General features: G+C 39.4%; 11 protein-coding genes. 2 read left to right on the top strand and 9 right to left on the bottom strand.

Going from position 1 to position 12,854, the window contains the following annotated elements; translation table 11 throughout:
* Nucleotides 1–290: 290 nt before the first annotated feature.
* The 5 genes from CBM15_RS04020 to zapA all read right to left on the bottom strand — a co-directional run bounded on the left by CBM15_RS04020 (nt 291) and on the right by zapA (nt 6,039).
* Nucleotides 291–704 (bottom strand): DUF350 domain-containing protein, encoded by a 414-nt coding sequence (locus tag CBM15_RS04020; protein WP_008405023.1) that lies wholly within the window; start codon nt 702–704, stop codon nt 291–293.
* Nucleotides 705–774: 70 nt separating this feature from the next.
* Nucleotides 775–3,141, bottom strand: coding sequence for an endonuclease MutS2 (locus CBM15_RS04015; protein WP_087615817.1), 2,367 nt, complete (start codon nt 3,139–3,141; stop codon nt 775–777).
* A 164-nt stretch (nt 3,142–3,305) separates the two neighbouring features.
* Nucleotides 3,306–5,015 (bottom strand): DNA polymerase/3'-5' exonuclease PolX, encoded by a 1,710-nt coding sequence (gene polX, locus CBM15_RS04010; RefSeq protein ID WP_193433759.1) that lies wholly within the window; start codon nt 5,013–5,015, stop codon nt 3,306–3,308.
* 218 nt (nt 5,016–5,233) lie between these two features.
* A complete protein-coding gene (locus CBM15_RS04005) occupies nt 5,234–5,773 on the bottom strand; it encodes a CvpA family protein (RefSeq protein ID WP_087615815.1) in 540 nt (179 codons plus the stop codon).
* A 5-nt stretch (nt 5,774–5,778) separates the two neighbouring features.
* Nucleotides 5,779–6,039, bottom strand: a complete 261-nt coding sequence (gene zapA / locus CBM15_RS04000; RefSeq protein ID WP_008405018.1) for a cell division protein ZapA — start codon at nt 6,037–6,039, stop codon at nt 5,779–5,781.
* Nucleotides 6,040–6,304: 265 nt separating this feature from the next.
* On the opposite strand from zapA, the gene rnhC reads away from it, so the two are divergent.
* On the top strand, nt 6,305–7,234 hold the full coding sequence (gene rnhC / locus CBM15_RS03995) for a ribonuclease HIII (protein ID WP_087615814.1): 930 nt from the start codon (nt 6,305–6,307) through the stop codon (nt 7,232–7,234).
* Nucleotides 7,235–7,269: 35 nt separating this feature from the next.
* On the opposite strand, the gene CBM15_RS03990 is transcribed toward rnhC, so the two are convergent.
* Nucleotides 7,270–7,641 (bottom strand): VOC family protein, encoded by a 372-nt coding sequence (locus tag CBM15_RS03990; RefSeq protein WP_087615813.1) that lies wholly within the window; start codon nt 7,639–7,641, stop codon nt 7,270–7,272.
* A gap of 101 nt (nt 7,642–7,742) precedes the next feature.
* Entirely contained in the window at nt 7,743–9,266 is a 1,524-nt protein-coding gene (locus CBM15_RS03985) for a DHA2 family efflux MFS transporter permease subunit (protein WP_087615812.1), read from the bottom strand.
* Between the two features lie 230 nt (nt 9,267–9,496).
* Here CBM15_RS03985 and CBM15_RS03980 point away from each other — a divergent pair, with 230 nt between their 5' ends.
* Nucleotides 9,497–10,390, top strand: a complete 894-nt coding sequence (locus CBM15_RS03980; RefSeq protein WP_087615811.1) for a TetR/AcrR family transcriptional regulator — start codon at nt 9,497–9,499, stop codon at nt 10,388–10,390.
* 70 nt (nt 10,391–10,460) lie between these two features.
* On the opposite strand, the gene CBM15_RS03975 is transcribed toward CBM15_RS03980, so the two are convergent.
* The gene (locus CBM15_RS03975; RefSeq protein WP_087615810.1) at nt 10,461–11,906 is read right to left on the bottom strand and encodes a DEAD/DEAH box helicase; all 1,446 of its coding nucleotides are present in this window, start codon (nt 11,904–11,906) and stop codon (nt 10,461–10,463) included.
* 22 nt (nt 11,907–11,928) lie between these two features.
* On the bottom strand, nt 11,929–12,822 hold the full coding sequence (locus CBM15_RS03970; protein WP_087615809.1) for a LysR family transcriptional regulator: 894 nt from the start codon (nt 12,820–12,822) through the stop codon (nt 11,929–11,931).
* Between the last annotated feature and the right edge of the window lie 32 nt (nt 12,823–12,854).

Below are 12,854 nucleotides of genomic sequence, written 5' to 3'. Positions count from 1 at the left end.
TTCTCGTTAATTATTTTGAGTTTTATAGTAATATTGAATTTAAAACATATAGGACTATTCGTTTAGTATAGAAATATACTTTTTTAAAAAAGTATTAATAGTTTGAATATTTTTTTGTGTATGGTGATAATCATCCTAAATAAAGTTTAATGAAAAAAGCAAATGAACTAACTCTATGCTAGTTCATTTGCTTTTATGTTTAGAGTGTCATCATGTAGTAAATGCCGACTGCCAGAAATATGAAACAGACGACGAGTAAGATTTTCGATAATGTTTCCATGTGTATGCTCCTATGAAATACTTGCTCCGATAACAAATGACAAACCGAGGGAAATTGTAAATGAGATAAACCCAACTGAACGGTTGTCAGCAGCAATCTCCTCATCCACATTAAATTTCGGTGTTAAAAACTCAAATAAAAAATAGGCAAAAATCAATAAGGTAAAACCAAACAAACCCCAACCGAGCATTTCAATAAAAGATGTATGCTGATTAATTGAATATCTGAAAATATTACAGACGCCTAAAATTTTTCCTCCAGTAGCTAAAGCGACCGCGACATTTCCTCTTTTTATTTCATCCCAATTTTTATACTTTGTTACGACTTCAAATAAAATCATCGATACAAATAGGCAAAGGACTACCACACTAAAATAGCCTGCTGTTTCTACGAGAGGATGGTGCCAAAAGTCTGATCCTAGCAATCCATTTTACCCCCTTTAATTAGTTTCTTTATATGTTTAATATTAGCGCATCATTTAAAAGGAGCAACAACTATTTTAGTTCTACGACTGTAACACCGAATCCACCTTCGCCCGCTTCACCATAACGGTATGATTTGACCCGCTTATGGTTTTTCAGGAAGTTTTGAATTCCCTGGCGTAATGCCCCAGTGCCTTTACCGTGAATAATCGATACACGCGGATAGTTCGCTAATAACGCATCATCTAAATACTTTTCTGTGCGAATAAGTGCTTCTTCATATCGTTCACCACGTAAATCAAGTTCCAGTTTCACGACACTGTTGCGATTTTTCACATTCATCATCGGACGAGTAGCCTGCTCTTTTTCTGGTTTCACATACTCTAAATCAGATTCGGGCAGCTTCATTTTTAAAATACCGATTTGAACAACCCACTCATTTCCTGCTTTTTGCAAGAGTGTTCCTTTTTGACCGTAGCTTAATACTTTTACTTCATCGCCCACTTGCAGGTTTTGCTTACGCTCACGGGCAGCGACAGCCTTTTGAAGCACTTTATTGTTATCAATCGGTGCTGCATTATCTAAACGCTTCTTCGCATCGATTAACTCGTGCTCTTTCACCGATAACGCGGCATTTTCTTTCATTTTCCGCAACTCTGCAATAATCGTTTCCGCTTCTTTCTTCGCGTCATCAACAATTTTACGAGCCTTATCTTTCGCTTTTTTCTCCAGATTTTCCTTTTTCTCATCATAAATACGAAGACGTTCTTCCAGTTCTGCCCGGATTTTTTGTGCATCTTCCAGTAAAAGATGAGCTTCGTCTGCTTCACGTTCAGATCGTAACCGGCTTTCTTCTAGTGAAGCAATCATTGACTCAACTTCATGACGGTCAGTACCTGTAAAGGATTTTGCATGGTCGATTACATTTGAACTTAATCCAAGACGTTTGGAAATTTCAAATGCATTCGAGCGACCTGGCACCCCGATCAGTAATCGATAAGTAGGGCTAAGTGTTTCAATATCGAATTCTACACTCGCATTGACAACAGATGGACGGTTATAGCCGTATGCCTTCAACTCCGGATAGTGTGAAGTCGCCATAACACGTGCACCGCGATCAACTGTTTCATCCAAAATAGCAATTGCGAGTGCCGCGCCTTCTTGCGGATCGGTACCTGCACCAAGCTCATCGAATAATATTAACGATTTTTCATTAAATTTGCTTAAAATGTCTACTATATTCACCATATGAGAAGAGAAAGTTGATAATGACTGTTCAATCGACTGTTCATCACCAATATCAGCAAAAATTTGCTCAAACACTGCCAATTCTGAACCATCAAGTGCCGGAACAGGCAAGCCGCACTGTGCCATGATTGTACACAGTCCCACTGTTTTCAATGTTACTGTTTTACCGCCTGTGTTTGGTCCTGTAATGACAATTGCTGTGACATCTCGTCCAAATTCAATCGTATTGGCAACTGCATCTTCAATCGGCAATAACGGATGTCGTGCACGGACTAGTCGTGTATAGCCTTCTTTATTCATTTTTGGCATTGTGCATTTATTTGCTTGTCCGTACTTTCCTTTTGCTAAAATGACATCCATTTCTCCAAGTAGTTGTACAAGGACAAATATTTCGTGACCGACTTCCTGTACCTTTAATGTAAGCTCGGATAAAATACGCTCAATTTCAGCCTTTTCTTTCACTTTTAGACGCTGTACTTCATTGTTCGATTGAATCACTGCATCAGGCTCGATAAACAGTGTTTGACCTGAAGCGGACTGATCGTGGACAATTCCGCCGTAATGTGAACGATATTCTTGTTTTACCGGGATTACGAAGCGGTCATTACGAATTGTAATAATCGCGTCAGATAGCATTTTCGTTGCATTTGAACCACGTGTCAGACTTTCCAGCTTTTGACGGACTTTGGACTCTTCTGAACGCAATGACTGGCGAATTGAGCGTAATGCAGGACTCGCTGAATCAAGAACCGTACCATTATCATCAATACAATCATTAATTTCGTGCTGAAGTGCTGTCAAGACAGGCATTTCTTCTTTCCGTTCGATAAAATGCGGGATTTCAATTGTATTTTCCGATTCAATATCTTCAATGAAATTTCGTAAAATTCGACTTGCTCGTATTGTGCTCGCGATTTCCATTAATTCCATCGGGCTAAGCATACCGCCGATTTGCGAGCGTCGCGCATGTGGACGTACATCGAAAATGCCGCCCAACGGCACATTGCCTTTTACACGCAAAATCGCGAGTCCTTCGTCCATTTCCTCCAGTAGTTCGACAACTGTATCGTAATCTGTTTCCGGTACGAGCTCTTCGATTGCTTGTTTCCCGATCGAGTTTGTACAAAATGCCGCTACTTGTTCGCGTACTTTATGAAATTCTAGTGTTTTCAATGCTCGTTGTTCGATCATGAGAACACCTCCTATTACTTTTCTTTATTTTTAGTCAAACTGTACTATGGAGCTGATTTCCATTCCAGGTCGGACGCTTTCCGACGATCAAGAAACAAAGTTAAACCTGCTTGTCCCCTCTATTCCAATCAATTCGTTTCATAATCAATTTCTCTATTCTTTAATCATTTATTTTTTGAAATAAATGCTTCGAATTTATCTTTTGACCATGTGTTGACGATCAGGTCTTTTTTCACCCATGCTTTTTGTGCATATTTGACCCCAATGTCCATGAAGCGCAGCTGGTCAATTGCATGCGCATCTGTATTAATGGCAATTGGTACATTTTTCTCCATTGCCAGCGTTAAATATTCGATGCTTAAGTCCAGGCGGTACGGATTTGCATTTAGTTCCAATATTTTCCCGTGTGCTGCTGCCCACTCAATCAATAACGGCACATCCGGATCATAGCCTCCGCGTTGCCCGACAATACGGCCTGTCGGATGAGCAATCATATGGACATACGGATTTTCAACCGCTGTTTTTAAGCGAGCCATAATTTTGTCCTGCGATTGTGTAAAGCTTGAATGAATGGATGCAATAACAAAATCCAGTTCTTTTAAAACATCATCCCCAAAGTCTAAAGTACCATCAGGAAGGATATCCATTTCTGTCCCTCTATATAGTCGGAAATTTGGATTTGCTTCGTTAAATGCATAAATATCAAGCTTTTGCTGTTCAAGTCGTTCAGGTGTTAGTCCATTCGCTACTTTTAAATATTGCGAGTGATCAGTAATGACTGCATGCGAATATCCGATATCCATTAAAGCTTGCCCCATCTCGCTGACTGAATGCGCTCCATCAGACCAAGTTGTATGCATATGAAGATCCGTTACTATATCTTCCAGCTTTACTAACTCAGCTAGCTCGTCCAAACGATCCAGCTCTTTACCGCTTTCACGCACAGTCGGTGGAATAAATGGTAAGTTGAAATGAGCAAAAAACGCTTCTTCTGACTCAAATGTTACGACAGTACCGTCTTCTTGCTCGACACCATATTCACTGATTTTCTTCCCCATTGATTTAGCAAGCTGACGCATGCGTACATTATGGTCTTTCGATCCAGTGAAATGATGAAGTGCTGTTGCAAATTCTTCCCGAGTCACTAAACGGAAATCCACACTTACCGGTTCTTCACGGTCCAATATGACAGACACTTTTGTATCCCCTGCTGCAACTGTTTCTAATATTGCGAGTCGCGTTAAAATCGCTTCACGTACAACTTCATATTCCTTTGTTGCTATGATGAAATCAACATCTTTACTCGTTTCTGCAACGCGTCGGAAGCTCCCTGCAACCGAAAACAGCTCCACTTCAGGTAAACTTGCCAAAAGCTCGTTAATCTCCAATACTACAGGCTCGAGCTGCCAAATAGGTAAACGTTCCGCGCGGGAACCAAATGTTTCAAGCTCTTTCAAAATTTTTTCCTCTGTTTTTGCCGCAAACCCTGCAAGCCCCCTTACTTGACCTGCCTCACAAGCTGCCTTTAATGTATCCGCATCAACTATGTTCAGTTCCTGATACAATTTGGCAAGCTTTTTACCACCTAACCCCGGTAGTTTCATCAACGGAACAAGCCCTTTCGGTACGATTGCCTCAAGCTCTTTCAATACAGTTGATTCCCCGATTTCCATGAGCTCTGTAATAACCGCTGCTGTTCCTTTACCGATACCTTTAATTGCTGTAATATCATCGATTTCGCTTAGACTCCGCTCATCTGCTTCGAGAGCCGCTGCCGCTTTTCGAAAGGCGGATACTTTAAATGGATTTTCTGCCTGCAGCTCCATATATAATGCGATTTTTTCCAATGTACGAATAATAATTTTTTTGTTCATCATCATTGTCTCTCCTTTAAAAAAGCTCCTCCCGAAAATCGAGAGAAGCATTCGCATGATTTTCAAATCAATTACGCCTCGGCATCATGGGGTCCGTTCCGGCTAAAGGTCCTCGGTGTGAGGATAAATCAGCCGTTTTCGCTCAATGCCACGCTTTTTAGGTTGGCTGGTTCTTTAGAAGCTCCTTTTACGAATTTAGGACACCCGCTGAGAATTAGTTAATTTTTTTGAATATACCACCAGTTTTGGAACATGCTCGTAATAATCGGTGTATGCTCAAGTATGAGTCCTGCCAAAATGGAATTGTCGATGAATGTTTGAATCGTTTCCACCGGCAGTAATGCCACAACATACAGCCCGATAAAGAGTACAAGATACATTTCGATAAATCCAAGAACTGCACCCAATACATAGTTTAGCGAACTTAATACAGGTAAATACGTTAAAAAATCAAACATCGACCCGACAATTTGGAGGGCAATCTTTACAGCGAAGAAAATAATGGCAAACGCAAAGACGCGATAAAATGTACGGTCAACATCAAGTGAATCCAGAACGAGCGTCACTGTTGAACCTTCTGTAAATCCAGGATACGGAATCCATAATACAAATTTTTCTGCAAGCGGCTTATAATAAATAATCGCTACAATGAGGGCAATAATAAAACTTCCGATATTAATAAGCTGAACAACGAACCCTCGTTTCGCTCCAACTATAAGACTAATGATAAAGACTACGAGAATAATTAAATCCAACATGTATGTCAACCCTTCAAATGTTTCAATTGTATTTCTAGTTTTTCAAATTGCTCTTTTAATAATAGATAGTCGTGCACAGAATTAACGGCTGTTAATACAGCTAGCTTCGCTGTATCTAAAGATGGATTATGGGCACTGATTTCCCGCATTTTGTCGTCCACTAATGAAGCAACAAGACGCATATGGACCGATGATTCTGTTCCTACCATTTTATATGTATTGCCATATATTTCTACGGAAATGCGATTCTTTTCTTGCTCAGCCAAAATAATCCCTCCAGAAAAAATAAGTGAACAGTAACGAAAATACTATTTTCGATTCTTTGCCCAATAAATGATTGAATGCAAAACTGATTGGTTCTATTATATAACGATGCCATTTTCCTATTGTACATCATACCATTTCCAAATTCACTATCGCAACACCATGTCCCGAATGTTCCTGTGAAAGAGCCATACAATATGAAAGTTTCCCTTTTCTATTGTAAAAGCTATACTACATAGTAATACATTGTTTTTGAAAGGATCGATTATGACAAATATCGTTTTACTTTGCAGTGCTGACCAACAGCAATCTATTCAACATTTCTATAAAGACGCCCTTATTGAACGGAAGGCTCCCGGCGTAATTTTTGCGGTAAAACTTGCCGATACGGCCATTACTGCCTATAAATCAGGAAAAGTAATGTTTCAAGGGGCTGGTGCAGAACGTGAAGCAGCACGTTGGGGACAAGCAAGTGCTCAAGCTCCTAAAATTGCATCCACTAAAGGAGATACACTCCCTGAAAATTTTGCATCCTTATCCGTTTTGGGCTCAGACGAGACTGGAACAGGCGATTACTTTGGCCCTGTAACTGTAGCGGCTGTCTATGTTCCAGCAGATAAAATAGCGCTGGTCCAAGAACTTGGCGTGAAGGATTCTAAACAATTAACTGATGATTATATGCGTCAAATTGCTCCGGACTTAATGAAGGTTTGCGCTTACAGTATATTGACGCTTCGCAATGATAAATACAATGAAATCCAGGCACGTGGTTACTCGCAGGGAAAAATAAAAGCGCTGCTGCACAATCAGGCTTTAAAGCATGTATTGACAAAAATAGCACCGGAAACACCGCAATATATTTTAATCGACCAATTTGCAGAGCGCGGAATTTACTATAATCATATAAAAAATGAAAAAGAAATTGTCCGCCAAAACGTCCTGTTCTCGACAAAAGCCGAAAATCTCCATGTAGCTGTTGCTACTGCTTCGATTTTGGCACGCTATGCATTTCTTAAAGAAATGGATCGTCTGGCAAAAGTGACAGGATTCCCTCTTCAAAAAGGAGCAAGCGGCAAAGTCGATGAAATGGCCGCAAAAATTTGGTTGAAGCATGGCGAAGAGACACTTCGTTCCATGACGAAATGGCATTTTGCCAATACTGAAAAAGCACGCAAACTTATACAAAAGAGAAAATAGAAACGGAGCTGCCGCCATTGGCACAGCTCCTTTTTTTATTTTTCCATTACTGCAAAATAATTTTCCTCATCATCAGCAAAGTTGAACACTTTCCCGAAAGGCATCTTCATGAACTCCCCGACCGTAATTCCCTTTGCTTTAAAATCTTCATACAGTTCTTCTAAATTTTGTGCATAAAACATTAGAGAAGGCGTAGACAAATTCAATTCTGGCGACATTTCTTCTATCTTCTTTTTATCATGCAATACAATACTTGTCTGTGCTTCATCTTTTGGTGCAATCGTAATAATTCGCATGCCGTTATCGATGTCGGAAACTACAGTAAATCCTAATTTTTCAGTCCAAAACTTCTTTGACTGCTCCTGGTCTTCTACATACAACATGACTTGCCCTAATTGTTCAATCATTTTTCGAACTCCTTTTTATACAAATTACTTTACCAAGTATTTTACCCAAGTATAACAAATAAAAAAACGGCAGGAGCAAAAACTCCTGCCGTTTCACTATTTTATTTTTTTTCTTGTACTGCTCCCATAAAGTCTTCACGTTTCGTTATGTCTACACGCTTAATAAATAGCGCTAAAATTAAAGCTACGACTGTAACTGCTGCTGCTACGAAGAAACTGTACGTAATCCCGTCAAGCATTGCCTGTTGCATTACCTGTGCTTGGGCTTGTGCAATTTGCTCAGCAGTCGGCTGTACTGCTGCTGAAGCATTCGCTTGCATATCCGCTGCAATTTCAGCTGCACGTGTTTTTGTGTGTGAGTTGAAAACTGTTACTAAAACAGCTGTACCAATTGCCCCTGCTACTTGCTGAGCTGTATTGTTCATCGCCGTACCATGCGGATTTAAACGGTTTGGCAATGCATTTAATCCGTTTGTCATAATCGGCATCATGACCATAGAAATACCTAACATACGGATTGTATATACTGAAATAATAAATAAATAAGTTGAATCAACTTCCAAATATCCTAATCCGATTGTTGCTAATGTTGTAATCGTTAACCCGACAACCGCTAAAATACGTGGTCCGAATCGATCGAATAGTTTCCCTGTAATCGGCGACATAATCCCCATTACAATTGCACCTGGCAACATCATTAATCCTGCTTCAAATGGTTCGATTCCTCGAACACTCTGTACATAGGCAGGTGTTAAAATCATCCCTGAGAACATCGCTACAGATAATACCATCGATACGACAGATGCTAGTGCGTATGAAGGATATGTGTAAATTCGTAAATCAAGTAATGGCTGCTCTAAACGGAATTGGCGTACGATAAACCATATTAAACCAATTGCCCCTACGGTAATCGTTCCCCATACTTCTACTGCTGACCAGCCAGCTGAACTAGCTGTACTGAAGCCGTATAATAATCCGCCAAAACCGATTGTAGACAATACAATAGAAAGTATATCTATTTTAGCATCACGGTTTGGAAGGACATCTTCCAGTTTCCAAACTGCCAGTAAAAGCGATAAAACGGCAATTGGAAGAATCATTTTAAACAGAACGCTCCAGTCGTAATGTTCTACAATCCACCCTGATAGTGTTGGTCCAATTGCTGGTGCCAATACCATAACTAAACCGAACATCCCCATTGCCTGCCCGCGTTTTTCAACCGGGAAGCTGATCAGCATTACGTTCATTAAAATCGGTGCCATCGTTGCTGCCCCAGCAGCTTGAATCATACGACCCGCCAATAAAAAACTGAAGCTAGGCGCAAATGAGGCCAATGCTGTACCAATAACGAAAATCGCCATCGATAAAATGAATAAAGGTCGTGTTCTGAACTTCGTAATTAAATACGCCGAAGTAGGAACCAATACCCCGCTTACAAGCATATAGCCTGTCGCTAACCATTGTACTGTTGAATAATCTTTAATATCAAAAGCAGTCATAATAGACGGTAAAGCAACGTTTAATAATGTATTATTTAAAAATGCTACAAACGCCCCGACAAATAATACGGCAATCATTAAATACGGGGGTTTTTGAAATGTTTTTACATCTTTTGTCTGTTCCATATTTTTATTTCCCTTCTTTAATCTTTCAATCTTCCTATTTCTGTACTCGAACTATTTTATACTCGGAGTCCAATAAATTCAACAATTTTATACTCGAAGTCTAAAAACATTGCGAATCCACGCTTTAAACAGTAGAATGAGAGTACAATTCAGAGTATATAGTACAAAAAAATTCACTTTTATTACGTTATATGCACAGTAAATCGTTTTAATTGATATGGAGGAAGTTCATGAATCAACGAAAAAGACAGGTGCTTGATAGTGCATTGCAGCTTTTTATCGAAAAAGGCTTTCATGAAACATCAATACAGGACATTTTAGACAAAGCGCTTATTTCAAAAGGGACATTTTATAATTATTTCTCATCTAAAGTGGAATGTTTTAAATCGATTATGGAACAGACCCGGTACGAAGCAAGCTTATTACGCCATGAAATGCTGCTAAATCAAGATATTACCGATGAAAACTTATTATTGGAACAAATTCTCGTTCTTATGCAAATCAATAAAAAGCAAAACTTAGTATCCTTGTTCGAAAATATCTTTCAATCAAATGACAAGGAGCTCCGTCATTTATTGGAACGCTATCGCCTATTGGAAATTGAGTGGGTATCCAATCGTTTCACAGATATTTTTGGCGAGGAAGTCCGCCCCTATTCTCTTGAGCTTGCCATTTTATATTTTGCAATGGTTCACCATTTAACCTATTCCCACCGTCTCTTCTACAGTGAAATGATCGACCAGAAGAAAATTTTGCAAATTGCATTACGTAACGTTAAAGCAATTTATCCTATTATGTTGGAAAATGGCGACATCCTCATTACACAGGATGCACTTCAACTAGTCGAAGAGAAAAAAATTTACCAGTCGATTACAAAGAATTATTTAATCAAAAAGGTCCAAGGATTCCTTGACCAGTTAAAACTAGATACTGACAATGAGGTGGGGGCTCAATTCACTGAAAGTATTCTGGATGAACTGCAGCGTAACGAGTTACGTCTTGCTGTTATCGAAGCTATGCTTAAGCCTTTCCGTGAAGCTTTTGTTAACACACCGCATGCCGGTGAAAATGTCGAGCTTGCAAATTTATTATGGTACTTCATTAAAAACGGGGACCAGAAGTAATATTAGTGTCTGATGATCCTCACCAATAAAAAAGTCGTATTGAACGTCATCTGTTCAATACGACTTTTTATTAGTTATTGCTCGTCGAGATGTGCACTTTTAATTGCTTGCCCTTAATAGGCGTTGTTTTCATCGCTTTTAACACGAGATTGCCTTTTCCATTTAGAATTTCTACGAATGTAGATGTATCCAGTATCGTAATAATGCCGATATCAGCTGCGGTCATCCCCGGAATTTTTGCAATTGTTCCGACAAAATCAACAGCACGCAGCTTTTTCTTCTTACCGCCATTAAAATAAAGCTTCGTAATGTTTGCATCAACTTTGGCATTCTTTTGTTTTTTCTTTTGCGGGCGGCTCTGCATCTTTTTGTCAAACGCTTCCACCTTTGCTTCCACTTCCTCGTGTGTCGGCAAATCCATCTTCGGAATCGTAAAGCCGATCAGTTCTTCAATCCCCGCAAGAAAATCATGTTCAAATGGTGTCACAAACGTAACAGCTTTTCCTTCCTTGCCTGCACGTCCTGTTCGACCGGTACGATGTACATACGCTTCTTTTTCCATCGGTAAATCATAGTTAATCACTAACGAAATGTTCTCGATATCAATGCCGCGTGCTGCAACATCTGTTGCCACTAAATAACGGAAATCTCCGCGCTTGTAGTCGTTCATGACAAGTAAACGTGTTGACTGGTCCATGCCGCCGTGCAGCTTATCGACACTGTACTCTCGGTCATACAAATAATCATGCAATGCATCGACCCGATCTTTTGTACGACAGAAAATAATGCACGTATCCGGATTTTCCACAACTGCAATCTTTTCGACAGCAGCTGTTTTTTCCTCATCCTGCACTTCAATAACGGCATGTTCAATTTTTGGCGCAGCCTCTTCAGATTGTACTTCGATATCAACCGGATCATTTAAGTAATTGGAAGCCAGTTTTTTTATCGATTCTGGTACTGTCGCAGAAAACAGCATCATTACTTCACGATGTCCTACATGTGCCAATATCGCTTCAACTTGCTCGATAAAGCCCATGTTGAGCATTTCGTCTGCTTCATCAAGAACAACATAGCGAATTTTATCGAGCTTCAATGTTCCCTTTTCGATATGGTCCAGCACACGTCCTGGCGTACCAACTGCAATATGTGTTTTTTGCTTTAATTCGTCCTGTTGATAACGGAACGGCTGCTTTCCGTAAAGTGCAGTAGCTTTAATACGTTTATAACGCCCAATATTGGTAAACTCCTCTTTTACTTGAACAGCCAATTCACGTGTCGGGGTCAATACGAGCGCTTGTGGCTTGTTTTCGATCCATTCAATGTTTTCGCAAATGGGAATTGCGAATGCTGCAGTTTTTCCGCTTCCTGTTTGTGCTTTCACAATTAAATCCTGTTCTTTTAATGCGTGGGGCAATACTTTTTGCTGAACTTCAGTTGGGATACTGTAATCCAAATCTTTAAGTGCATTTTGCAATTCTGGTGATAATGGAAATTCGTTAAAATTAGTTGTCATATTTATTCCTCATTTTCTTCTATTAATGAATGATTCCCGGATCAACAATAGCGATAAATTTCCTTGTTGCCTTCGAGAGTGAAACATTTTTTAAATGGACAATCCCTAAACTGCGCTTAGGAATTGGCTGTTGGAGCTCAATCTCATATAAAAGCCCTTTATCCAAGTAATCGGTCGCAAACTCTTTTGTTACACTTGCGACACCTAAATTGATTTTTGCAAATTCCAATACTAAATCATGTGAGCCTAATTCGAATTCAGGTGAAATCGTATAGCCTTGTTCTTTTAGATAGTTATCCACATAATTACGAGAGTTTGCCTTTCTCTCCAAAAAAATTAATGGCAGCTTCATGAGCATATCGAGGCGAATTGGCTTTTTTGATAAGTTTTTATATTTTTGTCCGCACACAAATATATCATGAATTTCCTTACAGGGGCTAACTTGAAGCTGGGGATCTTGAATCGGTAAGTTGCATATGCCCAAGTCTGCTTCCCCTGATTTGATAAAAGCCAATATTTCATTCGTTGTACCGTTTAAAACCTTTAGTTTAATGCCAGGATACCTAATATGAAATGACTCTAAATAAGGCAGTAAAAAGTATCTTGAAATCGTGTCTCCTACACCTATACGTAAAACGCCTGTACGCAGATTTTTAAATTCGGCCATTTTTTCTTCACCCGCGTCTAAAATACCAAGAGCAGAATTAACGTATTCGTGTAACAATTCACCTTCTTCTGTTAAGGTTACCCCTTTTGGTGTTCTATTAAATAAAATAGTATCAAGTTCTTTTTCAAGCTTAGAAATAGACTGGCTAACGGCCGGCTGTGTCATGTATAAAGCATTGGCTGCCTTTGAAAAACTTTTACTGCGACTTACTTCATTGAATATGCGATATGCTTCTAACTTTATTATCATATAACCCTCACTTATATCTGATATTAGAATTA

It is taken from the genome of Solibacillus kalamii (genome assembly GCF_002174535.1).
Classification (GTDB): domain Bacteria; phylum Bacillota; class Bacilli; order Bacillales_A; family Planococcaceae; genus Solibacillus; species Solibacillus silvestris.
This window is presented reverse-complemented; position numbering and strand designations above follow the sequence as displayed.